24 protein-coding genes and 1 pseudogene are annotated in these 23,399 nt (G+C 72.3%); 19 read left to right on the top strand and 6 right to left on the bottom strand.

Features of this window, described 5'->3' with window-relative positions:
- Positions 1 to 187: 187 nt before the first annotated feature.
- Positions 188 to 2,320, top strand: coding sequence for a primosomal protein N' (locus ACIA6C_RS30945; RefSeq protein WP_399280854.1), 2,133 nt, complete (start codon positions 188 to 190; stop codon positions 2,318 to 2,320).
- Positions 2,321 to 2,905: 585 nt separating this feature from the next.
- On the opposite strand, the gene ACIA6C_RS30940 is transcribed toward ACIA6C_RS30945, so the two are convergent.
- Entirely contained in the window at positions 2,906 to 3,439 is a 534-nt protein-coding gene (locus ACIA6C_RS30940; protein ID WP_399280852.1) for a hypothetical protein, read from the bottom strand.
- Between the two features lie 250 nt (positions 3,440 to 3,689).
- On the opposite strand from ACIA6C_RS30940, the gene fmt reads away from it, so the two are divergent.
- From fmt to ACIA6C_RS30895, 9 genes and pseudogenes are all read left to right on the top strand, one after another.
- A complete protein-coding gene (gene fmt / locus ACIA6C_RS30935) occupies positions 3,690 to 4,634 on the top strand; it encodes a methionyl-tRNA formyltransferase (RefSeq protein ID WP_399280850.1) in 945 nt (314 codons plus the stop codon).
- Between the two features lie 115 nt (positions 4,635 to 4,749).
- A complete protein-coding gene (locus tag ACIA6C_RS30930) occupies positions 4,750 to 6,273 on the top strand; it encodes an RsmB/NOP family class I SAM-dependent RNA methyltransferase (protein ID WP_399280848.1) in 1,524 nt (507 codons plus the stop codon).
- A 245-nt stretch (positions 6,274 to 6,518) separates the two neighbouring features.
- Positions 6,519 to 6,776 carry a DUF6507 family protein gene (locus ACIA6C_RS30925; RefSeq protein WP_399280846.1) on the top strand — a complete coding sequence of 86 codons (258 nt, stop codon included), beginning with the start codon at positions 6,519 to 6,521 and terminating at the stop codon, positions 6,774 to 6,776.
- Positions 6,722 to 7,704 (top strand): annotated as a pseudogene (locus ACIA6C_RS30920) (DUF6177 family protein). Before ACIA6C_RS30925 ends, ACIA6C_RS30920 begins: the two are co-directional and overlap by 55 nt.
- A gap of 135 nt (positions 7,705 to 7,839) precedes the next feature.
- Positions 7,840 to 8,538, top strand: a complete 699-nt coding sequence (gene rpe / locus ACIA6C_RS30915) for a ribulose-phosphate 3-epimerase (protein ID WP_329193621.1) — start codon at positions 7,840 to 7,842, stop codon at positions 8,536 to 8,538.
- Between the two features lie 112 nt (positions 8,539 to 8,650).
- Positions 8,651 to 9,664, top strand: coding sequence for a sugar-binding domain-containing protein (locus ACIA6C_RS30910; protein ID WP_366082872.1), 1,014 nt, complete (start codon positions 8,651 to 8,653; stop codon positions 9,662 to 9,664).
- 106 nt (positions 9,665 to 9,770) lie between these two features.
- The gene (locus ACIA6C_RS30905; RefSeq protein ID WP_031145007.1) at positions 9,771 to 9,992 is read left to right on the top strand and encodes a CarD family transcriptional regulator; all 222 of its coding nucleotides are present in this window, start codon (positions 9,771 to 9,773) and stop codon (positions 9,990 to 9,992) included.
- Between the two features lie 93 nt (positions 9,993 to 10,085).
- A complete protein-coding gene (locus tag ACIA6C_RS30900) occupies positions 10,086 to 10,568 on the top strand; it encodes a ribonuclease domain-containing protein (protein ID WP_399280843.1) in 483 nt (160 codons plus the stop codon).
- A complete protein-coding gene (locus ACIA6C_RS30895; RefSeq protein ID WP_399280841.1) occupies positions 10,565 to 10,960 on the top strand; it encodes a barstar family protein in 396 nt (131 codons plus the stop codon). The genes ACIA6C_RS30900 and ACIA6C_RS30895 overlap by 4 nt, the downstream gene beginning before the upstream one ends.
- 177 nt (positions 10,961 to 11,137) lie before the next feature.
- Here ACIA6C_RS30895 and ACIA6C_RS30890 read toward each other — a convergent pair whose 3' ends face one another.
- The 5 genes from ACIA6C_RS30890 to ACIA6C_RS30870 all read right to left on the bottom strand — a co-directional run bounded on the left by ACIA6C_RS30890 (position 11,138) and on the right by ACIA6C_RS30870 (position 14,747).
- Positions 11,138 to 11,617: a group II truncated hemoglobin gene (locus tag ACIA6C_RS30890; protein ID WP_361140036.1), complete on the bottom strand. Its 480-nt coding sequence runs from the start codon at positions 11,615 to 11,617 to the stop codon at positions 11,138 to 11,140.
- A complete protein-coding gene (locus ACIA6C_RS30885; protein WP_329193613.1) occupies positions 11,614 to 11,943 on the bottom strand; it encodes an antibiotic biosynthesis monooxygenase family protein in 330 nt (109 codons plus the stop codon). The genes ACIA6C_RS30890 and ACIA6C_RS30885 overlap by 4 nt, the downstream gene beginning before the upstream one ends.
- Positions 11,944 to 12,023: 80 nt before the next feature.
- Entirely contained in the window at positions 12,024 to 12,527 is a 504-nt protein-coding gene (locus ACIA6C_RS30880; RefSeq protein WP_361140033.1) for a hypothetical protein, read from the bottom strand.
- Between the two features lie 85 nt (positions 12,528 to 12,612).
- Positions 12,613 to 14,250: an FAD-dependent oxidoreductase gene (locus ACIA6C_RS30875; protein WP_399280863.1), complete on the bottom strand. Its 1,638-nt coding sequence runs from the start codon at positions 14,248 to 14,250 to the stop codon at positions 12,613 to 12,615.
- Between the two features lie 224 nt (positions 14,251 to 14,474).
- The gene (locus ACIA6C_RS30870; RefSeq protein WP_361140030.1) at positions 14,475 to 14,747 is read right to left on the bottom strand and encodes a UBP-type zinc finger domain-containing protein; all 273 of its coding nucleotides are present in this window, start codon (positions 14,745 to 14,747) and stop codon (positions 14,475 to 14,477) included.
- Between the two features lie 277 nt (positions 14,748 to 15,024).
- Here ACIA6C_RS30870 and ACIA6C_RS30865 point away from each other — a divergent pair, with 277 nt between their 5' ends.
- From ACIA6C_RS30865 to ACIA6C_RS30825, 9 genes are read left to right on the top strand one after another with little or no spacing between them, the layout of a single operon-like run.
- Complete coding sequence (locus ACIA6C_RS30865) at positions 15,025 to 15,849, top strand: type 1 glutamine amidotransferase domain-containing protein (RefSeq protein ID WP_329193607.1); 825 nt, start codon at positions 15,025 to 15,027, stop codon at positions 15,847 to 15,849.
- Between the two features lie 31 nt (positions 15,850 to 15,880).
- The gene (locus ACIA6C_RS30860) at positions 15,881 to 17,518 is read left to right on the top strand and encodes a thiamine pyrophosphate-binding protein (protein ID WP_399280838.1); all 1,638 of its coding nucleotides are present in this window, start codon (positions 15,881 to 15,883) and stop codon (positions 17,516 to 17,518) included.
- Between the two features lie 60 nt (positions 17,519 to 17,578).
- The gene (locus ACIA6C_RS30855) at positions 17,579 to 18,010 is read left to right on the top strand and encodes a nuclear transport factor 2 family protein (protein WP_399280836.1); all 432 of its coding nucleotides are present in this window, start codon (positions 17,579 to 17,581) and stop codon (positions 18,008 to 18,010) included.
- A gap of 29 nt (positions 18,011 to 18,039) precedes the next feature.
- Positions 18,040 to 18,495, top strand: coding sequence for a nuclear transport factor 2 family protein (locus ACIA6C_RS30850; RefSeq protein ID WP_361140022.1), 456 nt, complete (start codon positions 18,040 to 18,042; stop codon positions 18,493 to 18,495).
- A gap of 13 nt (positions 18,496 to 18,508) precedes the next feature.
- Positions 18,509 to 18,889 carry a nuclear transport factor 2 family protein gene (locus tag ACIA6C_RS30845; protein WP_361140020.1) on the top strand — a complete coding sequence of 127 codons (381 nt, stop codon included), beginning with the start codon at positions 18,509 to 18,511 and terminating at the stop codon, positions 18,887 to 18,889.
- A 12-nt stretch (positions 18,890 to 18,901) separates the two neighbouring features.
- Positions 18,902 to 20,506, top strand: a complete 1,605-nt coding sequence (locus ACIA6C_RS30840; protein WP_399280833.1) for a GMC family oxidoreductase — start codon at positions 18,902 to 18,904, stop codon at positions 20,504 to 20,506.
- Positions 20,499 to 21,110, top strand: a complete 612-nt coding sequence (locus ACIA6C_RS30835) for a DJ-1/PfpI family protein (protein WP_399280831.1) — start codon at positions 20,499 to 20,501, stop codon at positions 21,108 to 21,110. The genes ACIA6C_RS30840 and ACIA6C_RS30835 overlap by 8 nt, the downstream gene beginning before the upstream one ends.
- On the top strand, positions 21,110 to 21,547 hold the full coding sequence (locus tag ACIA6C_RS30830; protein ID WP_361140011.1) for a VOC family protein: 438 nt from the start codon (positions 21,110 to 21,112) through the stop codon (positions 21,545 to 21,547). The genes ACIA6C_RS30835 and ACIA6C_RS30830 overlap by 1 nt, the downstream gene beginning before the upstream one ends.
- 3 nt (positions 21,548 to 21,550) lie before the next feature.
- Positions 21,551 to 23,371, top strand: a complete 1,821-nt coding sequence (locus ACIA6C_RS30825; protein WP_399280829.1) for an AGE family epimerase/isomerase — start codon at positions 21,551 to 21,553, stop codon at positions 23,369 to 23,371.
- The last annotated feature ends 28 nt before the right edge of the window (positions 23,372 to 23,399 follow it).

The following is a 23,399-nucleotide window of genomic DNA, read 5'->3' as shown; positions in this document are numbered from 1 at the left end:
AGACCGCCGCCTACGGCCACTTCGGCCGTGAGCTGCCGGACTTCACCTGGGAGCGCACCGACCGCGTCGACGCCCTGCGCGCCGCCGCCGGCCTGTAAGCGTCACGCCTGCACACGAGGCCCCGGACCCTGCGGTCCGGGGCCTCGCGCATGCCCGGGTGTCAGTGGCGTTTGGTAAGAATGCTGGTGTGAGCAGCACGGACGAGTCGGGTCAGCGGGGCGGGGAGAGGGATCCCGGCGGCCCGCCGGAGCAGCTCGCGCTCATCCGGGACATCGTGGCAGAGGCGAAGGCCAAAGCACCCAAGGCCAAGCCCCGGACCTGGCGCGGGGCCGCCCTCGCCGAGGAACTGCCCGTCGCCCGCGTCCTGGTCAACAAGGGCGTGCTCCACCTGGACCAGCTGTGGGACTACGCCGTGCCCGCCGAGCTGGCCGAGGCCGCGCAACCGGGCGTACGGGTCCGCGTCCGCTTCGGCGCGGGCGCCCACCAGGTGCACGGCGGGCGCCGCGAGGGCGGCGGACTGATCGACGGCTACATCATCGAGCGGCGCGCCGAGTCCGACTACAACGGGGCCCTGGCTGCCCTGGCCCAGGTCGTCTCGCCCGAGGTCGTGCTCACCCCCGGCCTGCTGGCGCTGGCCCGGGCCGTCGCCGACCGCTACGCGGGCAGCCTCGCCGACGTCCTCCAGCTCGCCCTGCCCCCGCGCCGGGCCGCCGCCGAGGCGAAGCCCTCGCCGGAGCCGCTGCCGCCGCCCCCGGCGCCCGAGCCCGGCGGCTGGCAGCGGTACGGGGCCGGCCCGGCCTTCCTGCGGGCCCTGGCGGGCGGCGGAAGCCCCCGCGCCGTGTGGACGGCCCTGCCCGGCCCCGGCTGGGCCGGTGAACTCGCCCTGACCATGGCCGCCACCCTCGCCTCCGGCCGCGGCGCCCTCGCCGTCCTGCCCGACGGGCGGACCGCCGCCCGGGTGGACGCGGCGCTCACCGCCCTGCTCGGCGAGGGCCGGCACGCGCTGCTGACCGCCGAGTCCGGGCCGGAGAAGCGCTACCGCCAGTGGCTTGCGGTGAGCCGGGGCTCGGTCAGGGCCGTCATCGGCACCCGCGCCGCGATGTTCGCACCCGTGCGGGACCTCGGGCTCGTCGCCGTCTGGGACGACGGGGACTCCAGCCACAGCGACGACCACGCGCCGTTCCCGCACGTCCGCGAGGTACTCGAACTGCGCGCGGTGACCGACGGCTGCGCCTTCCTGGCCGGGGGCACGAGCTGCACCGTCGAGGCCGCCCAGCTCGTCGAGTCCGGCTGGGCGCGGCCGCTGGTCGCCGACCGCGAGACGGTACGGGCCTGCGCGCCCCGGATCAGGACCGTCGGGGACGAACTGCTGGCCCGGGACGAGGCCGCCCGGGCGGCCCGTCTGCCGAGCCTCGCCTGGGAGACCGTGCGCGAGGGGCTGCGGAGCGGGCCGGTCCTGGTGCAGGTGCCGCGGCGGGGATACGTACCCCGGCTGGCCTGCGAGCGCTGCCGGGCGCCGGCCCGCTGCCGGGCCTGCGCCGGACCCCTGGAGGCCCCGGACGAGCGGGACCTGCGGTGCGGGTGGTGCGGGCGCGCGGAGCCGTCGTGGCACTGCGGGGAATGCGGGTCGTTCCGGCTGAGGGCCCGGGTCGTCGGCGCGCGGCGCACCGCCGAGGAGCTGGGGCGGGCGTTCCCGGCCGTGCCGGTGCGCACCTCCGGGCGCGATCACGTACTGGACGAGGTGCCGGACCGGCCCGCGCTGGTGGTGTGCACCCCCGGGGCGGAGCCCGTCGCGTCCGGCGCCGGGTACGCGGCGGCGCTGCTGCTGGACGGCTGGGCCATGCTCGGCCGGCCCGACCTGCGGGCCGGGGAGGAGGCGCTGCGGCGCTGGATCGGCGCCGCCTCGCTGGTCCGGGGGGAGGGCCAGGTGGTGGTCGTCGCCGAGCCGACGCTGCGGCCGGTGCAGGCACTGGTGCGCTGGGACCCGGTGGGGCACGCGGTGCGGGAGCTCGCGGAGCGGGCCCAGCTGGGTTTCCCGCCGGTGTCCCGGATGGCGGCGGTGGCCGGGCGGCCGGAGGCGCTGGAGGCGTTCCTCGCCGCCGCCGAGCTGCCGCCCGACGCGCAGGTCCTGGGGCCGGTGCCGCTCCCGGGCCGGCGCGGGGAGCCTTCGCCGGGGGAGCGCGTCCTGATCCGGGTCCGGCCCGGAAGCGGGGCGGAGCTGGCGAGGGCCCTCAAGAAGGCACAGGCCGCCCGGCTGGCGCGCGGGGTGACGCCCGCGGAATCGGTCCGGATCAGGATCGACCCGCCGGACATCGGCTGAGGCCACCCCCTACGGCGCAGACCCCGCCCGGACGCGCCCGAGCAGCCGGCCCGCGCGCACGTCCCCCGCGCGGCCGGACCGGCCAGACGCCCGCGCGTGGACGGCCCCCGTGGATGGCCCGGGGGTGGAAGCCCTCCGGCGAACGCCCCGCGTAGACGCTCGCGCGTGGACGGCCCCCGTGGATGGCCCGGGGGTGGAAGCCCTCCGGCGAACGCCCCGCGTAGACGCTCACGCCTCGGCGGCCCGCGCGGACGGCCCGCGCGTGGACGCGCCCCGTGGGCGGGTCCCCGTAGACGGCCCGCGCTGATGGTCGCGCCTCGGCGGCCGCGCAGACAGGTCGCGTGGACGGCCCCCGCGTGGATGGCCCGCGCGCGCATGGACCACGTGGACGCGCCCCGTGGGCGAATTGCGTAGACGGCCCGCGCCGATGCCCGCGCGTCGGCGGGCGGCGTAGACGGTCCCGGGCAGGCCGCCGCCCCCCGCGGGAGCGGCCTCGGGGGAGGGCCGCTCCCGCGGGGGGCGGGGCGGGGCGGGGCTGGGAGCGCCCGGCCGTCGGGGGTCGGCGTCCCGGCGGCGGGCCGCGCGTCAGCCGTTGCGCGGGCCGGGGAACGCGGGCGAGCGGGAGGCCGCCGCCCCCTGCGCCCCGGCCGCCGACTCCTCGCGTACGGGCTGCGGCGGCACGGAGCGTGCCGCCGGGACGGTGGGCAGCGGCGCCAGGGTCCGGGTGGTGGTCGTCCCGTCGACGGCCACTTCGACGGCCTCGGCGGCCTGGGCGCGCCGGGCCCCGTAACGGCGGTGCACGGCCTGCTTGGTGACGCCGAGCGCCGAGCCGACGGCGTCCCAGGAGAAGCCGAGCGAGCGGTCGAAGTCCACCGCGGCGGTGACCAGCGTCTCGACACTGTCCCGCAGTTCCTGGGCGAGCCGCACGGTGGGCGCGGGGGCCCGGCCGTAGACGACGAAGCCCGTGGAGGGACCGGAGCGGCGCGGGCGGTACACGTTGCCGAGCTGGGCGGTGAGCGTGCGCAGAGCATCCACCTGCCGGCGGACCCGCTCGATGTCCCGCACCAGCAGGTGCAGGCTGGCCCGTGCTTGGGCGTCGTGGGTGGCGTGGTCGGCCATGAAGAAGCCTCTCGAACCGGTGCGTAAGAGCGGATGGGGCCGCGGACACCGTTCTCGGTCGCGGCCCGTTTCGGTCAATCTTTCTTGACCAACGCGGCAGCCGTCGTGCAGGTCACGCTCTGGGGGCGTGTCGGCATATGCGAGGGGCGCGCAGGTCGGGGCACGCCCCCGGGCGCACCGAGTGGGACGTCCGCCGTGCGGCCCATAGACTGGTGCGCTGCTGACAGCCGAGATAGCGAGGTAGGACCCAGTGAAGCTGGTCTTCGCAGGCACCCCAGAGGTCGCCGTACCCGCCCTGGACGCCCTGATCGCCTCCGGGCGCCACGAGGTCGCGGCCGTCGTCACCCGGCCCGACGCCCCAGCCGGGCGGGGCCGCCGGCTCGTGGCGAGCCCCGTCGCCGAGCGCGCCGAGGAGGCCGGGATCGAGGTCCTCAAGCCGGTGCGGCCGCGCGACCCGGAGTTCCAGGCACGGCTGCGCGAGATCGCGCCGGACTGCTGCCCGGTCGTCGCGTACGGGGCGCTGCTGCCCAAGAGCGCCCTCGACATCCCCAAGCACGGCTGGGTCAACCTGCACTTCTCGCTGCTGCCCGCGTGGCGCGGGGCCGCCCCCGTCCAGCACTCGATCATGGCGGGCGACCAGGTCACCGGCGCCTCCACCTTCCTCATCGAGGAGGGTCTGGACTCCGGGCCGGTCTACGGCCACCTGACCGAGGAGATCCGCCCCACCGACACCAGCGGCGACCTGCTCACCCGCCTCGCCTTCGCCGGGGCGGGCCTGCTCGCCGCGACCATGGACGGCATCGAGGACGGCACCCTGCGCGCCGTGCCGCAGCCCGCCGACGGGATCTCCCTCGCACCCAAGATCACGGTCGAGGACGCCCGGATCGACTGGAAGGCCCCCGCGCTGCGCGCCGACCGCGTGGTGCGCGGCTGCACCCCCGCGCCCGGCGCCTGGACCGTCTTCCGCGGCGAACGCCTCAAGCTGATCTCGGTCGGCCCGGTGCCCGACCGCACGGACCTGGAGCCCGGTGTGCTGGCCCCGGCCAAGAACAACGTCTACGTCGGCACCGGCTCGCACGCCGTGGAACTGCTCTGGGTGCAGCCCCAGGGCAAGAAGCCGATGAAGGGCGCCGACTGGGCGCGGGGGGTGCGGATCGCGCCCGGCGAGCGCTTGGGCGCAGCAGACGTAGGCTGATACCGGCCGCGCCGCACCCCCGCGGATCTCGCGCCGCACGCCCGCAGATCGCGCCGCACCCCACCACCTCTGTCGACACACCCCGAGCACCACGTACAACCGGAGCACCTTTCACGTGAGCGAACAGCCCCGTCAGCCCCGTCAGACCCCCCGGCGCAACGCGGCGGGCGGCAGTGGCAAGCCGTCCGGCGGCAAGCCGTCCGGCAACCAGGGCGGCAAGCAGGGCAAGCCCTACCGCCGGCCGCAGAAGGACCCCGTCCGGCTGCTGGCCTTCGAGGTGCTGCGGGCGGTGGACGAGCGGGACGCGTACGCGAACCTCGTACTGCCGCCGCTGCTGCGCAAGGCCCGCCAGGACGAGAGCTTCCAGGCGCGCGACGCCGCGCTCGCGACCGAGCTGGTATACGGGACGCTGCGCCGGCAGGGCACGTACGACGCGGTGATCAAGGCCTGCATCGACCGTCCGCTGCGGGAGGTCGACCCGCCGGTGCTGGACGTGCTGTCGCTCGGCGCGCACCAGCTGCTCGGCACCCGCATCCCGCCGCACGCGGCCGTGTCGGCGAGCGTGGAGCTGGCCCGGGTCGTGCTCGGGGACGGGCGCGCGAAGTTCGTGAACGCCGTCCTGCGCAAGATCACCGCGCACGACCTGGACGGCTGGCTGGAGCGGGTCGCGCCGCCGTACGAGGACGACGCCGAGGAACACCTCGCGGTCTACCACTCGCACCCGCGCTGGGTCGTCAGCGCCCTGTGGGACGCCCTGGGCGGCGGTCGCGCCGGTATCGAGGACCTGCTGGAGGCCGACAACGAGCGCCCCGAGGTCACCCTCGTCGCCCGCCCGGGCCGCTCCACGCCCCAGGAACTGCTGGAGGCCGTCGGCGAGGAGTCGGCGCTGCCGGGGCGCTGGTCCCCGTACGCGGTACGGATGGCCGAGGGCGGCGAGCCGGGCGCCCTGGAGGCGGTGCGCGAGGGCCGCGCCGGTGTCCAGGACGAGGGCAGCCAGCTGGTGGCGATGGCTCTGGCGGCGGCGCCCGTGGAGGGGCGTGACGAGCGCTGGCTGGACGGCTGCGCGGGCCCGGGCGGCAAGGCGGCGCTCCTCGGGGCGCTGGCGGCGCAGCGCGGGGCGTTCCTGCTCGCCTCAGAGAAGCAGCCGCACCGGGCGCGGCTGGTGGAGAAGGCGCTGGCCGGCAACCCGGGACCCTACCGGGTCATCGCGGCGGACGGCACCCGCCCGCCGTGGCTGCCCGGATCCTTCGACCGGGTCCTGGTGGACGTCCCCTGCTCCGGACTCGGCGCCCTGCGCCGCCGCCCCGAGGCGCGGTGGCGGCGCCGGCCGGAGGACCTGGAGGGCTTCGCGCCGCTCCAGCGCGGGCTGCTGCGCGAGGCGCTGTCGGCGGTGCGGGTCGGCGGCGTCGTGGGCTACGCGACCTGCTCGCCGCACCTGGCGGAGACCCGGGTCGTGGTGGACGACGTCCTCAAGGGCCGCGGCCCGGGCGCGACGGCACGGGTGTCGGCGGAACTGATCGACGCCCGCCCGTACATGTCGGGCGTCCCCGCGCTCGGCGACGGCCCGGACATCCAGCTGTGGCCCCACCTCCACGGCACGGACGCCATGTACCTCGCCCTCCTCCGCCGCACGGCGTAACGGCCTCCCCCGGCCGCCTCCCCGCGCTCTGCCCGGCCGAGCCGGCACGGGCGGGGAGGCACCGCCGCCCGTGCCTGGGCGAGCCGTACGACGACGGCGCAACGGTGTGCCGGCGACGCCCCCCCCGCGCGTGTCACTGCTCCGTAACAGGTGCCGATGTGACTGAAACTCACTTTGCTGACAGCAATGTGGAGTTGATAGACGTGGCACGTCAGTGCGGGACGTTTTGCAGAACGTAGGGCACCGTGTCGACGTGGGACATCAAGCCGGATGGCGTTCAAGGGGTTCTGAGCAAGAACGCCGAAGCCGGCGGCAAGTTCGAGGAAGAGTTCACGGCGTACGGCGAGGGCTTGGTCGGCGCCGCGACGTGGGCGGGCACGATGGTCCTCGGCGGAGCTGGCGGGGCTGCTCGCGGGCGGGCCGGACCGCCGCTCAGTCCGCCGTCGACATGCTCACCGATGAGGCTGCCGTCGTCCTCCAGGACCGGCCGGTCGTCCCCATGACGAGCTGGCTCTCCGAGGCCCTGCGGGCCACCGTCGAAAGCGATCGGTCCCTGCAGGTCGTCACCCCGCCGCACTGCCGGCTCTCCCCGCCCACCCGCTTGCTGCTGCAGTCCACACCCTCGCGCCGGGTCGTCCAGGACGAGCGGTGCGGCTACTACGACGGGCTGACCGGCGCGGTACTGCGCTGGCAGGACGGCGCCTTCGCCCCGGACCGGGACGAGAGCGGCGAGACCCCCGGGGCGGACGCCTTCACGCGTCCGAGCCGACCGGGGAGCGTCAGCTCATCGTTTCCTTCCGTACCCTGCACCGTGCCGAGGCGGACCTCGTTCTCGGCGGTGCGGTGGAAGCCGCCTGGCAGGCACTGACCGGTGCTCCCCCCGCCGGCTGGGGGACCTCGGAGCCGGCCGGACTGGTCTGGTCCAGGCGGCAGCTGACCGACTTGGCGTACGAGCGCGCCCCGAGGCCGACCTGGACGGTCGTCGTCGGCAGCCCGGACCGGCCCGCCGTCGCCACCCTGCGTGTGATCCGTACCCCTGAGGGCGTGGAGGAGGACGTCACCCTCACTGTGGGGTACGGCCCGAATGAGAAGCCGGGGGTGGAAGCGCTGCCGGAGCTGGCCGACGAGCTGGTGACCCGGCACGGACTGAGGACCATGATGTGCCAGGTGCGTGAGGCACGCCGGGACCTGAGCGCGCCGCCGCGCTTCGAGCCCCCGCCGCTGCCGTACGCGTTCGTGCTCGGGCCCGCGGAGGTCGTAGAGGCGGGGCGTGACACGGCGAGCAGGACGCCGCTGAAGGAGCCGCCGGTGCGGCTGGGTCACAGGGGCCGGCCGGGGTACTGCTACGCGCTCGGTGACGGGGAGGACGCCGAGAGCTGGACCGCCCTGGAACAGCTCATGCGTCATCTGCGCGGAGCGCCGCCGCTATGAAGGGCCTGGGCCCGAAGGCGGGGCCATGATTAAGCAGGCGTGAAGTGAAGAGGGAAGCCCTTTAAGCGCGGCTAACGGGAGTGGGAGTTGCGGGGTCGTGGCCGGATGTGGCCTGCGGCATGGCACGCTTGGGGCATGGCCGTTCAGATCAATCCCAGCATCCTGTCCGCAGACTTCGCCCGACTCGCCGAGGAGGCGAAGGCCGTCGAGGGGGCCGACTGGCTGCATGTCGACGTCATGGACAACCACTTCGTCCCGAACCTCACCCTCGGCGTGCCGATCGTGGAGTCCCTGAGCCGCGCGACGGACATTCCGCTCGACCTGCACCTGATGATCGAGAACCCGGACCGCTGGGCCCCGCAGTACGTGGAGGCCGGTGCGGGGTCGGTCACCTTCCATGCCGAGGCCGCCGCCGCCCCCGTGCGGCTGGCGCGGGAGATCCGGGCCAAGGGTGCCCGGGCGGCCATGGCGCTCAAGCCCGCCACTCCGATCGAGCAGTACGAGGACATCCTGCCCGAACTGGACATGGTGCTGATCATGACCGTCGAGCCCGGCTTCGGCGGTCAGGCCTTCCTCGACATCATGCTGCCCAAGATCCGCCGGACCCGGGAGATGATCGCCAAGCACGGGCTGGAGCTGTGGCTCCAGGTCGACGGCGGGGTATCGGCGTCGACGATCGAGCGGGTCGCCGAGGCCGGCGCGGACGTCTTCGTCGCCGGGAGCGCGGTCTACGGGGCGCCCGATCCGGCCGCCGCCGTACGGACGCTGCGCGAGCAGGCGGGTGCGGCGATCGCGGCGGCGCCCTGGGCTTGCGACCACGGGGCCAAGGCTTGATGAACAGCTCGGTGAACGAGGGCTGTACAGGCTGATCAACGGCCGTCGGATCTGACAGGATGAACGGCGAGTCGAGAGTGTGAACAGCAGTGAGGAGAACGCGGTGTCTGCAATGTCGGCGGGACGGTCAGCCCTGCGGATGGGACCCGCGGAGCTGGTGCAGGCGGCGGCCATGGCGCGCCGTTTCTACCTGGAGGGCAAGTCCAAGATCCAGATCGCCGAGGAGTTCGGCGTGAGCCGCTTCAAGGTGGCCCGGGTCCTGGAGACCGCCCTCGAACGCGACCTCGTACGGATCGAGATCAGGGTCCCCGCCGAGCTGGACGCCGAGCGCTCCGACGCCCTGCGCGCCCGGTACGGGCTGAGGCACGCCGTGGTGGTCGAGTCCCCGGCCGACGCGACCGAGGACGCCCCGGATCCGGAGAACCTCGGCGCGGTCGCGGCCGACCTGCTGGGCGAGCTGGTCAACGAGGGTGACGTGCTCGGTCTCGCCTGGGGCCGCTCGACCATCCACATGGCGGCCTCCCTGCACCGGCTTCCTCCCTGCACCGTGGTCCAGCTGACCGGCGTGTACGACGCGGGTACGGCGGAGCGGGGCTCGGTGGAGGCCGTGCGCCGTGCCGCCCAGGTCTCGGGCGGGGACGCGCACCCGATCTACGCCCCGATGCTGCTTCCCGATCCGGCGACGGCGGCCGCGCTGCGCAGCCAGACGGGCATCGCCCGGGCTTTCGAGTACTTCGACAAGGTGACCGTCGCCGCGGTGTCCATCGGCTCGTGGGAGCCCGGCATCTCCACCGTGCACGACATGCTCAGCGACGAGGAGCGGGCGCACTACGCCTCGCTCGGTGTCGCGGCCGAGATGTCCGCGCACCTGTTCGACAGCGAGGGCCGGCGGGTCGGCCGGGACCTCGGCGAGCGCTGCATCACCGTCGAGGCGGACCGGCTGCGCCGGATCCCCGAGGTGGTCGCGATCGCCGGCGGGCTGCGCAAGGCCTCCGCGATCGGGGCGGTGCTCCGGTCGGGTCTGGTGACCAGCCTGGTCACCGACACGGCCGTGGCGGACTACCTGTTGACGGAGTCGCAGCCGGGCCTGCGACCGGCCCTGGAACGGGCCGATCCCGACGACTGAGCAGGGCGGCCGGGCCCGTCTCCGGGGCGTCCCGGTAGGGATGGTGCCGCAATTGAGATCCGAACGGCGGACCGCGGGGCGGCTCGCTGGGCGCATACTGGACCCAATGACTAAGTCAGCAGTACCTCGCCGCCATTTGCCGTCCAGCCCGTTCAAGGCCCCCGTGGAACCGCCGCTCCGGCAGTTCAGCGTCGGCGACCGGGTCACTCACGACGAGCACGGCCTCGGCCGTGTCGTCGGGATCGAGGAGGGGATCGCTGTCCTCGTCGACTTCGGGTCGGTCCAAAAACGCATCCTGAGCCCCTACACCAAGATGGCTGCGCTCTAAGCCGTCTTCACACCCCGCTCCTTCACACCCCGCTTCTCCGCGGCACGCTTCCGGCGGCTCGCGGACGAACCGGATGTTTGGCACGATCGGCGCATGATCCTTCGGAACGTGCCCCGATCGCTGCTGCGTGCGCTGGGGGCCCTGTTCCTGTGCGCCGCGCTGGTGACCGCGGTCGGCTGCGCCGGCAAGACGCCCGGGGGCGAGACGCCCGGCGCGGCGCGGACCGGAGCGGCCGCGAGCCCCGGCACCGCGGGCCCGGGCGACGGGGGTCGCACAGGCGTGCCCGGATGGGCCAAGGGGATGGCCACCGTACGGGCGGACGCGCTTCCGCAGCAGGCGCGCGAGGTACTGGCACTGATCGACAAGGGCGGCCCGTACCCGTACCGGCAGGACGGCTCGGTCTTCGGGAACTTCGAGAAGGCACTGCCCCGGCACGAGCGCGGCTACTACCACGAGTTCACCGTGAGGACACCCGGGGAACGCGACCGCGGGGCCCGGCGGATCGTGACCGGCTCGGGCGGGGAGCTGTTCTACACGGACGACCACTACGACACCTTCAAGGCGGTTCTGCGATGACCCTCGGAGCGGGACCGCTGGGCCCGGCGCTGGCCGCCGCCGAGGAGGCCGGCTGGACGACGCTGCGGCTGGACCTGGACGGCGTCGGGAGCAAGGCGGAGCTGCTGCGGCGGTGCGGGGACGCGCTGCGCGTGCCGGAGTGGTTCGGGGGGAACTGGGACGCGCTGGCGGACGTGCTGACCGACCTGTCGTGGCTGCCGGACGGGCCCGGGCGGCTGGTGGCGGTCACGTCCTGGCACGACTACGCGCAGGCCCGGCCCGGCGAGTGGGCGACCCTGCGCGAGATCCTGGAACAGGCCGTCGACTTCTGGCGGGGCCAGGGCGACGGCGAGGGCGCGGCCCCGCTGACGGTGGTGCTCGCCGACCGGCCCGCGGGACGCCCGCGCGGTTGAGCCGCCCACGCCGACCGGCCCGCGGACGCCCGCGCGGCTGAGCCGTCCCCGCACGTCCCACGCCGCTCAGCTGCCGCCGCGCGGCTGAGCCTCCCCTACGCCGACCAGCCGGTCCGCCGGCGCCGAGCCGTTCCGACGGGGCGCTGCCGGGCGGGCCCGGCAGCGCCCCGGGCCGGATCAGGACTTCGGGATCCAGGGCGGGGTCTGTCCCCAGGACCAGACGGGGATCTTCGCCGCGTCGACCGGCGGCGGGTTGGGGCCCGAGTAGATCAGGGCCATCCGGGTGCCCCACTCGATGTAGTAGGCGAACACCGCCCGGAACTCCGGGTCCGCCGGCAGGCCGACCTCGTCCGCCGTGTCCATCAGCAGCTCCACCCACCGGCGGCGTTGCTGCTCGGTGATGCCGCGGCCCAGGTGCTTGGTGGCCATGTGCTGGTGGCCGCCGTGGTGGGCCGAGTAGTCGGCGGGGCCGCCGAAGACCTCCGACAGCCAGATGGCGACGTGCTGCGGGTGGTTCGAGTCCATGCCGGCGAAGACCGGGGCGAGGATCTCGTCCTGGAGGGCGTGTGCGTAGAAGACGTCGGTGAGGCGCCTCAGCGCCTCGGCCCCGCCCATCCACTCGTAGATGGTGGGCGTCGTGTCGGGCGTGGTGCTCATGACTGTGAGGCGGCCTTTCCCGTGCCGAAGACGTCGGTGACCCGGTAGTGCTTCATTTCCTCGATGTTGTTCAAGTACGGGCGGATCGCCGCGAAGAACGCCGGGAACTGCTCGCCCTTGCGGAAGCCCTGGAGGTGGTCCTCGACGGAGGTCCAGCGGATGCGCAGGATGTAGCGTTCGGCCTCCTCCTCGCTGTGGGCCAGTTCGTAGTCGATGCACTCGGGCGAGGCGGCCAGGGACTCGGCCGCCCGCGCGTAGGCGTCCTCGAACGCCGGCTGGTCGTCCGCGGCGATCCGGTAGCGGATGTATTCGACGGTGGTGGTCATCGTGTGGGGCCTCTCCCTGCGGTCGGTTGTCCCGTCCCGGCTACCCTTCCGGGATCTTGCGCGCCCGGCGAGGATTTCCGCTATTCGGAGTCGGACTTCTTGATGTCCGCCTTGACGTCGGGGCCCTGCGAGCGGACCCGCTGGACCGTGTCGAGGGACTCGCGCAGCTCGGCGAGCCAGGTGTCGGTGTTGCGGCTGACGAGGCGGACGCACCACGCCAGCGCGTCGGCGCGGCTGCGGGCCACGCCGCCCGCGACCAGTGTGTCGAGCACCTGGCGCTCGGACTGGCGCAGCCGTGTCATCACCGGGACCGCGAGGTGGGTGAACAGGGTGGTCTCGTCGCCGGAGCGCACGCCCCAGGACACCTTGCGGCGGTAGAGCTCTTCCGCCTCGCGGGCCACCTCGATGCGCTGTTCGCGGGTGCGTTCGCGGAAGTCCTTGACCGACTCGTTCGCCGGGAGGGTGCCGATGACCGTGATCTCCTCGCGGTCGGCGGTGACGGAGACCAGGGACTCGTAGACGTCCACCGGCAGGCGGTCCGCGAACCAGGTACGGAGCTGTGTCTGCTGCTCGGGTGTAATCATGTAATCAACGTTGCATCCGCTGCCCTCATGATCGCAAGGAAACGCCGGGGATTGCCCGTTCGCTCTCGGCTGGTCCTCGGCGGGGTTAGCCCATCGAGCGGTAGCGGTGGATCAAGGAGACGGCCATCGCCCCCTCGCCGACGCCCGACGCGACCCGCTTGACGGAGTGGGCACGCACGTCGCCCGCCGCGAAGACGCCGGGGACGCTGGTCTCCAGCGGGTACGGTGCCCGTTCGAGGCTCCACTCCGCCGGGAGCTCGCCCCCGTTGGAGATCAGGTCGGAGCCGGTGAGCACGAAGCCGTACTCGTCGCGCTCGACGATCCCGGCCAGCCAGTCCGTGTGGGGGCGGGCGCCGATGAACGTGAACATGAACCGGGCCGGGACCTCGGTGTCGGCGCCCGTGTCGGCGTCGTGGAGGGTCAGCCGTTCCAGGTGCTCGTCGCCGTCCAGCGAGACGACGGTGGTGCGCACCTTGACCTCGATGTTCGGGGTGCGGGCGATCTCGTCGATCAGATAGCGGGACATGCTGGCGTCGAGGGACGCCGCCCGGACGAGGATCGTGACGCGGGCCGCGTACTTGGCGAAGTGCACCGCGGCCTGGCCGGCCGAGTTGGCGCCGCCCACGATGAACACGTGCTGCGAGATGCAGGCCGAGCTCTCGGTGGTGGCCGCGCCGTAGTAGAGCCCGGCTCCCTCGAAACGGTCCGCCCCCGGTGCTTGCAGGCGGTTGTACGAGACGCCGGTGGCGAGCAGGACCGTCTCCGCGCTGATCTCCGTGCCGTCCGCCAGGGTGAGGATCTTCGCCGGGTCGTCGCGGGTCAGCGAGACCACCTCCACGGGGTGCAGGATCTCGGCGCCGAAGCGGGAGGCCTGGATGGTGGCGCGGCGGGTCAGGTCGCCGCCCGAGAGGCCCGAGGGGAACCCGAGGTAGTTCTCGATCAGGCTGGAGGTGCCGGCCTGGCCGCCCGGGGCGCGGGAGTCCAGCATGAGGGTGGACAGGCCCTCGGACGCTGAATACACCCCGGCCGCCAGGCCCGCCGGGCCGGCGCCGACGATGACGCACTCGTAGTGCGGGCGGGAGGCGGTGGTGGCCAGGCCCAGGCGCTGGGCGAGCTGCGTATCGGTCGGCGCGGAGAGCACCGTCCCGTCCGGGAAGCGGACCAGTGGCAGCGCCGCGTCGGGGTCGGCGGCGGCGAGCACGGTCAGCGCCTCGGGGTCGCGCTCGACGTTCAGGAAGCGGAACGGCTGCCCGTTGCGGGTGAAGAAGTCCCGGACGGCGTGGGTGCCGGGCGACACCAGGTGGCCCGCGACGATGATGCCGTCGTAGGCGGGGCGGTAGGTGGCGAGCCAGTCCGAGAGCAGGTCGTCCAGGACCGGGAACAGCCTCTCGTGCGGCGGGTCCCAGGGCTTGAGCAGGTAGTAGTCCAGTCGGACCCGGTTGATCGCGGTGATCGCCGCGTCGGTCTCCGCGTAGGCGGTCAGCAGGACCCGGCGGGCGTCGGGGAAGCGGCTGACGGCCTCCAGGAGGAACTCGACCCCGGTCACGTCCGGCATGCGCTGGTCCACCAGGAACAGCGCCGGGTCGTGGCCGCGTTCGTCCAGGGAGTCCAGGATCTTGAAGGCGTCGGCGGCCGAGGAGGCGCCGAGCACCCGGTAGCGGTCCCCGTAGGCGCTGCGCAGGTCGCGCCGCACGGCCCGCAGCACCTGGGGGTCGTCGTCCACGGCGAGGATGACGGGCTTGCGGTTCTCGGACCGCTCGGCGGCCGCCGGGGAATGCCCCGCCGCGGTCGCCGGCGCGGTGGTCCCGGTCCGGTCGACGGCCGAGGAGGGGGCGGCGGATGAGCGGCCCGCGGACGAGGGGGCGGCGGATGAGCGGCCCGCGGCGGAGGGGGCGGCGGAGGAGCGGCCCGCGGCGGACGGGGCCTCGGCGTGCTCCCGGGGCGCGCTCACGCGGGGTCCAGCATCAGCTTGTCGGCGTAGCACCAGGCCCAGTCCTCGCCGGGCTCGTGCGAGGCCGCGATGGGGTGCCCGGCGGTGCGGTAGTGCCGGGTGGCATGGCGGTTCTTCGAGGAGTCGCAGCAGCCGACGTGCCCGCAGCTCAGGCACATGCGCAGGTGCACCCAGCCGTCTCCCGTCGCCAGGCACTCCTCGCAGCCGTCGGTCCCGGGCTTCACCGGACGTATCTGGTCGGTGTGTGTGCACAACAGGTCCTTCGTCATCGTCCCCGTCCCTCTCCTCGCGCACTCGTACCGCTCGTCACGCCGGTGAATCACGGGCGCGTCCAGACCATAGGACGGGGGTCGCGCAATGGTTCATCGATTCGGCCGAAGTCATGAAGTACGGGACCTACTTCATGACCTCGCGCGGCGACTACCTGAGGTGTGGGGACGGCATGGCCTCCTACCTCACGAAGTCGCATACGGGCGCTTTGACGCAGGCCCCGCGCAGAAGCAGTGTGGGGGACGCCAACACAACAGGCGGCGCCTGGAGGAATCTGTGAGCAGAAAGATTCTGGTCATTGTCTCCGAACACGGTTACTGGGCCGAAGAACTGATCGGGCCCGTATCGCAGTTCGACGAGCGGGGCTACGAAGTCGTATTCGCCACACCGACCGGGAAGCGCGCCCACGCACTTCCGCCGAGCCTCGACGCCGACTACATCGACCCTCCGCTGGGCCGTTCGGTGACCACCGAGGAGAACGCCCGGCTGGGCCGCGAGTTCGAGCAGTCGAGCCGGCTCGACTCGCCGCTCGACATCGAGGCGTGGGCCCCCGAGCGGCCGTACACCAGCGACAAGGACTACCTGCCCAAGCTGGAGCAGTACCACCGCGATCTGGACAAGCTCCAGGAGGACATCGCCTCCTTCGACGCGGTCCTCATCGTCGGCGGCAGCGGCCCCATCGTCGACCTCGCCAACAACGAGCGGGTGCACGCCCTCATCCTGGCCTTCAAGAACGCCGGGAAGGTCGTGGCGGCCGAGTGCTACGGGGTGGCCTGCCTGGCCTTCGCCCGCGACTGGGGCGACCGGAAGAGCATCATCTGGGGCAAGCACGTCACCGGCCACTGCAAGGAATACGACTACAAGGACGGAACCGGATTCCTCGGTACCGACTTCAACATGGGGCCGCCGCCGTACCCGCTGGAGTACATCCTGCGCGACGCCACCGGCCCGCGCGGCGCGTACCACGGGAATTTCGGCCACCCCCTATCGGTGATCGTCGACTTCCCCTTCGTGACCGGACGGTCGACCCCCGATTCCTATCTGACGGGGCGGAAGATCGTCGAAGTCCTGGAGGACGGGCTCACCCGGTACGGATGGTAATCCGGTAACTCCGGGGAAAGAGGGGGAATTCATGGAAGCCACTCCCGGACGGGAAAGGCTGATCGAGCAGTTCAAGGCCGACGGCTTGAATGTGATGTTCGGAAATCCGGGGACGGTCGAACAGGGATTCCTCGACGCGGTCGACGCGGCGGCGGACTTCCGGTACGTCCTCGCCCTCCAGGAGACGGTCGCCGCCGGCATCGCCGACGGCTACGCCCGGGCCACCGGCGGGGCGGCCCTGCTCCAGCTGCACTCTGGCGTGGGCCTGGGCAACGGCATCGGCATGCTCTACCAGTCGCTGCGCGGCCACACCCCGCTCGTCGTGGTCGCCGGTGACGCCGGGGTCCGCTACGACGCCATGGACGCACAGATGGCGTCCGACCTGGTCGCGATGGCCAAGCCGGTGACGAAGTACGCGACCCGGGTCACCGACCCGCGCTCCGTACTGCGCACCGTCCGGCGCGCCGTCAAGATCGCCCTGACCCCGCCGCGGGGACCGGTGTTCGTCGCGCTGCCGATGGACGTGCTGGACGAGCTCAACTCCGAGCCCGTACTGCCCGCCGCCGTGCCGCTCACCGACGTCTCACCCTCACCCGCCTCGGTGGGCCGGGCGGCCGAGCTGCTGGCCGCCGCCGAACGCCCGGTCGTGCTGATCGGCGACGGGGTGGCGCTCTCGGGGGCGCAGGCCGAACTCGTGCGGGTCGCCGAGCTGCTGGGCGCCGACGTGTACGAGGTCGACTCCTCCGAGGTGAACATCGCGGCGTCGCACCCGCTGCGCCGCGGCCAGACGGGCCACATGTTCGGCCCGCACAGCAAGGGGCTGATCGCCGAGGCGGACGGGGTGCTGATCGTCGGCACCTATGTCTTCCCCGAGGTGTTCCCCGAACTGGAGAGCCCCTTCCGGGCCGGCGCGAAGGTCGTGCACATCGACCTCAACGCCTACGAGATCGCCAAGAACCACCCCGTGGACCTGGGCCTGGCCGCCGACCCCAAGCAGGCGCTGCGCGCACTGGCGGGCGTGCTGGAGCACCGGCTCACCACCGGACAGCGCGCGGCCGCGGCCGCCCGGCTGGACGCCCGCTCCCGGGAGCGGGCCGCGCAGGCCGACGCACCGGACACCGACGCCGCGCCGATGGCGGTCTTCCTGCGGACCCTGGCCGAGCGGACGGGCGGAGACCTCATCGTCTTCGACGAGGCGCTGACCACCTCGCCGCTGGTCACCAAGTACCTGCCGGCGGAGCGGCCGGGCGACTACCACCTCACCCGGGGCGGCTCGCTCGGGGTGGGCTTCCCGGGGGCGGTCGGGGCCAAGCTGGCCCGTCCGGACCGGCTCGTCGTCGGCTTCGCGGGCGACGGCGGGTCGATGTACACCTACCAGGCGCTGTGGACCGCGGTCCGGCACGGCATCAACGCCAAGTTCGTGGTCTGCAACAACCGCAAGTACCGGCTGCTGGACGACAACATCGCCCAGTACTGGCGGGAACGGGACATCCCCGAGCACGGCTTCCCGGGGTCCTTCGACCTCTCGCACCCCGAGATCGACTTCGCCGGGCTGGCACGGGCCCTCGGCGCGGACGGGACGCGGGTGGAGAAGCCGGACGAGGCGGTCGCGGCCGTGGGCCGGATGCTGGCCCACCCCGGCCCGTACCTCGTGGACGTCCAGATCTGATCACCGCACCACCCACCACGCCCTGACACCACCGCACCGGTACGGACAGGAGGAGACCGCATGCCCGTCGAGCGGCTGATCGAGGACGCGATCCGCAGTTTCGCCGAGAACTGGTACGTGGCCCTGGACCAGCACCTTCCGCTGGAACAGGTGCTCGCCATGATCACCGAGGACCTGGAGTTCAAGGTCCCCGAGGACACCTTCCTCGGACACGAGGGCTTCGGCCGCTGGTACGCCGCCGTGACCTCCCGCTTCTTCGACGAGGTCCATACCGTCACCAAGGTCGAGCCGGTCATCGAGGGCGACCGGGCGATCGTCCGGGTCCTCGTGAACTGGCAGGCCAAGATCTGGGACCCGCCGGCCGCGCGCAGCCAGTGGCTCGGCTTCGACGCCTACCAGACCTGGGTCGTCGTGGCCGGCCAGGACGGTCCGCTGATCAAGCAGTACACCGTCAACGAACTGGTGCCCATGCCGGGTTCCGGCTCCCTCTGACCGGCTGCGAAGACGTAGGAGGAGCGGCGATGACCGAAGTGACACGGGAGCGGGTGCGGGCGGCCTACCAGGCGCTCGGCTCCGGCGACCGGGCGCGCATCCTGGAGTACTACTCCGAGGACCTGCGCTGGCTGGTGCCGGGCAACCATCCGCTCGCCGGCTGGTACGAGAGCCTGGACGCCTTCCTGGAGCTGATGGGGCAGACCCACAAGCTCACGGGCGGCACCTTCCGGATGGACATCCAGGCCGTGCTGGTCGGTGAGGACTGCAGCGCCGACGTGTGTCGCAACGTCGCCGTGCGCGACGGCGCGGACGGGGCGAGCGGGTCCCCGTACGAGCGGATGGACTACCCGGTCTTCCACTTCATGCGGTGGCGGGACGGGCGGATCGTCGAGGGCCGCGACGGCCTCTTCGGCGACACGGCGACCGCCTTCAGCCAGTTCTGGGCGCCCTTCGCGCCGGACGGAACCCGCAGGGACCGATAGGGGGATGAGCGTGATGAGCGCGTCGGACGCACGAGAGATTCTGCGGAAGTACTACGAGTACGCCAATGCCGGGGACTGGGACCGCTGGTGCGACCTGTTCGCCGACGACCAGGTCATGGACGAGCAACTGGCCGGACACATCGAGGGCCTGGAGGTCCTGCGCTCGATGATGAAGGGCATGGGGACGATGTACCGGGTCTTCCGGAACGAGCCCGTGCACTTCCTCGTCGACGGTGAGCAGGCCGCGGCCGTCTCCCACCTCTCCGCCGTCAGCGCCTCCGGCGAGACCATCGAGGCCGAGGTCATGAACTACTTCCGGATCGTGGACGGAAAGATCGCCTACATGGCGAACTACCACGACACCGTTCCCTTCCAGGTGCTCGGCCAGGGCTGAGGGGCGGGCGTGATGGCGAGAGATGAGTACGACTACATCATCGTGGGATCGGGTACCGCCGGCAGCGTCCTGGCGAACCGGCTCTCCGAGGACCCGGACGTCTCCGTCCTCGTCCTGGAGGCCGGCGGCGACCGCATCCCGCCCGAGGTGGACGACCCGTCCTCCTGGTACAAGCTGCTGGGCGGCCCCGTCGACTGGGGCTACACCAGCGTCCCGCAGCCCGGGCTCGACGGCCGCCGTACCTACGAACCACGTGGCAAGGCCCCCGGCGGCAGCAGCAACCTCTACATCATGATGCACATCCGGGGCCACGCCTCGGACTTCGACGACTGGGCCTACCAGGGCGCCGCGGGCTGGTCCTACGAGGACGTACTGCCCTACTTCGCCCTCCTGGAGGGCCAGGAGGACGCCACGGCGCCCACCACCGGCACCCGCGGCCCGCAGCGCATCACCAACGCCGGGCTCCACGGCCCCAACCCGGTCTCCCGCGCCTTCATCGACGCGGCGGTCGAGCTCGGCCACCAGGAGATCCCCGACTTCAACACCGACGGGCCCCGGCGCGGCCTCTTCGGCACCGGCTGGCACCACATCGACGTCGCCGACGGCCGCCGCCAGGGCGCCCTCGCCGCCTACCTGGAGCCGGCGCTGGAGCGGGCCAACCTGACCCTGCGCACCAGCGCGCAGAGCACCCGGCTGCTCTTCGACGGGGACACCTGCACGGGAGTCGAGTACGTCCGGCTCGCCCCGCCCGCCCCGTTCCCGGGGCGCGTGGTCGGCGACGGACACGGCTCCCCGGCCGAACCCGGACCGCACACCGTACGGGCCCGGCGCGAGGTGATCGTGGCCGCCGGGGCCATCGAGTCCCCGAAGCTGCTGCTGCTCTCCGGCATCGGGCACCCCGAGCAGCTGCGCGAACACGGCATCGCGGTCACCGCGGCGCTGCCCGGCGTCGGCGAGAACTTCCACAACCACGTGCTGACCGGGCTGATGGCCGAGGTCACCCAGGAACTGCCGCCACCGGCGCAGAACCTCTCGGAGAGCGCTCTGTTCCTGTCCTCCCGTCCCGGTCTTCCCGCGCCGGACCTGCAGATCGCCTTCGTACACGTGCCGTTCGACGTGATCGTCGGCCAGGACCACCCCGACACGGTGAGCATCCTGCCCGGAGTCGTGCGGCCCGTCTCGCGCGGCTGGATCAGGCTCGCGAGCGCCGACCCGCTGGCCCACCCGCTGATCAACCCGAACTACCTGGGCGACCGGTGGGACCTGGAGCGCATGGTGCAGGGCGTCAAACTCGCCCGGGAGCTCTTCGCGACCTCCGCGTTCTCGCCCTGGTACAAGCAGGAGCTCCAGCCCGGACCGGGCCACGTGAGCGACGACGACCTGCGGACCTTCGTGAAGCAGAAGTCGGAGAGCTACCACCACCAGGCCGGCTCCTGCCGCATGGGCATGGACGACCTCTGCGTCGTCGACCCGGAGCTGCGGGTGCACGGCGTACGGAACCTGCGCGTCGTCGACGCCAGCGTGATGCCCGCCGTCCCGTCGGGCAACTGCCACACCGCCATCGCGATGATCGCCGAACGCGCGGCGGACTTCCTGAGGGGGACCTCCCGTGCCTGACGCCGTACTGCGCGAGGGCGCGCTGTCCGGGACCCGGATCGCGGTCCTGGTCGAGAGCGACTTCTACGAGCCCGAGATCTTCTACTACCAGCGCCGGTTCGCCGAGGAAGGCGCCGAGGTCGACTTCCTGACCCGGCTGTGGGGCAACGACTCCATCACCTTCACCGGGCACGAGTACCGGGCGCCGTTCACCGCCGACAGGTCCCTGGAGGGGCTGGGCGACGAGGAACTGCGCCGGTACGCGGCGATCATCGTGCCCTCGGGCATGGTGGCCGACCGGCTGCGCTACACCGAGGACGTGGACGTCCTCGCGCCCGCCACGGAGCTGCTGCGCCGGGCCTTCGAGGAGCCGACGGTCCTCAAGGGGATCATCTGCCACGGCATGTGGCTGGCCGCCTCGATCCCCGACAAGATCCGCGGCCGCAAGGTCGTCTGCCACAACAACCTCATCGGCGACGTCCGCAACATGGGCGCCGAGTACGTCAACGAGGACGTGGTCGTCGACGGTGACCTGGTCACCGGCCGCACCGGCGCCCACCACCACCTCTTCGCCCGCAGGATCATCGAGCTGATCGCGGCGGGGCGGGGCCGGGGGACCGGCTGATGGGGGCGATGGTCTGGTCCCACGTGGGCCTGAACTGCACGGACCAGAAGACGACCGAGGAGTTCTACACCCGCTACTTCGGCTTCGCCCGGGCCCGGGTGGTCGACCTCGGCGACTCGCAGATCGTGTTCCTGCGCAAGGGGGACGCGTACCTGGAGCTCTTCGCGGCCGGCCCCGCGGCGGCGCCGCCGGCGCCGGCCGGGGGAGACGGGCCGCAGGCGCCGGGCCGGATGCGCCACCTGGCCTTCCAGACCGACAGCGTGGACGCGTTCCTGGCGGAGTTGGGCGACGCGGCGGAAGTGACCCTGGGGCCGCTGGACTTCGACGACTTCATCTGCGGGTGGCGGACCGTGTGGGTCCGCGATCCCGACGGGGTGATCGTCGAGGTCAGCCAGGGATACGAGGACGACAGCTCTCACGACAAGGACGGTGTGTGAAACATGGCTGACGCCGTGAGTTTCTCCTTCTCCGACACGATCGCGGGCTACGTCGTCCGCTTCGACTCCCACGGCCGGATGCTGCGGCTCACAACCTCCGACGGCCGCGAGTTCGACGTGTCGCTGGCCGGGGACCCGAGCGCCGAGCTGGTCCGCAACCTCGGCGAGCCGTACATCGACGCCTCCGGGCACATCGACGAGATGCTCTCACCGGGCCGGCTCCTGTTCGTCTACGGAGTCCACTACCCGGAGTCCGGCGGCCACTTCGACGCCAAGCGGCTGGTCTTCCTGGGCCGCGGCGCCGAGGACTACCGGTTCGAGGAGCCCAGCTGGTGGATCAAGCAGATCGAGTCGCTGGCCGACTTCTACAAGCGGGCCCAGTTCGGTGACGGGCCGGTGGACTTCACCGAGTACCGCACCGAGATCCGGCTCGGCGGCGACAAGACCGCCAGCCACGTCCAGGAGACCGACACGATCTCCCGCCTGGTCTACGGCATGGCCTCGGCCTACCTGCTGACCGGCAAGGACGAGTACCTGGAGGTCGCCGAGCGGGGCACCGAATACCTGCGCAAGCACATGCGGGTCGTCGACAGCGAGGAGGACGTGGTCTTCTGGTACCACGGCATCCGCGTCGACGGGGACAGCGAGCGCAAGCTGTTCACCTCGGAGTTCTCCGACGACTACGACGCGATCCCGATGTACGAGCAGATCTACGCCCTGGCCGGCCCCATCCAGACGTACCGCGTCACCGGAGACGTACGCATCAAGAACGACGCGGACGCCACCATCCGGCTCTTCGACAAGTTCTTCAAGGACGAGGAACTGGGCGGCTACTACTCGCACATCGACCCCATCCTGTTCAGCGCCGACCACGAGTCGCTGGGCGAGAACGCGGAGCGCAAGAACTGGAACTCGGTCGGCGACCACGCGCCCGCCTACCTGATCAACCTGTACCTGGCGACCGGCGACCAGAGGTACGCCGACTTCCTGGAGTACACCTTCGACACCATCGCGGACAAGTTCCCGGACTACAAGAACAGCCCCTTCGTCCAGGAACGCTTCCACCGCGACTGGTCGCACGACACGGCGCACAGCTGGCAGCAGAACCGCGCCGTGGTCGGCCACAACCTCAAGATCGCCTGGAACCTGATGCGGATGAACTCCCTCAAGGCCAAGCCGGCCTACGAGGAGCTCGCCCGCAAGATCGGCGAGATCATGCCGGCCGTCGGCAGCGACCGACAGCGCGGCGGCTGGTACGACGTGGTCGAACGGGTGAAGCAGGGCGACGAGGAGACGTACCGGTTCGCCTGGCACGACCGCAAGGCGTGGTGGCAGCAGGAGCAGGCGATCCTCGCCTACCTCATCCTCGACGGCACCGTGGGCGGCGACGACTTCCTGCGCGAGGCCCGGCAGGCGGAGTCCTTCTACAACACCTTCTTCCTCGACCACGACGAGGGAGCCGTCTACTTCAACGTGCTCGCCAGCGGTACGCCGTACCTGCTCGGCACCGAGCGGCTCAAGGGCAGCCACTCGATGTCCATGTACCACTCGGCGGAGCTGTGCTACCTCTCCGCCGTCTACAACAACCTGCTCATCAACGGCCGGGAAATGGACTTCCACTTCCAGCCCGACCCCAGCGACCTGCCCGACCGCGTCCTGCGCGTCTCGCCCGACCTCCTGCCCGCGGGCTCCATCGAGGTCGCGTCCGTGGAGATCGACGAGAAGCCGTGGACGGACTTCGACGCGAAGGGCCTCACGGTCCGGCTGCCCGATGTCCAGAGCCGGGTCAAGGTCAAGGTCCGGCTGCGGCCGGTCACCAGGTAATGCCCAACGGGGGGCGCCCCACCATGAG

The organism is Streptomyces sp. NPDC051578 (assembly GCF_044454045.1).
Classification (GTDB): domain Bacteria; phylum Actinomycetota; class Actinomycetes; order Streptomycetales; family Streptomycetaceae; genus Streptomyces.
This window is presented reverse-complemented; position numbering and strand designations above follow the sequence as displayed.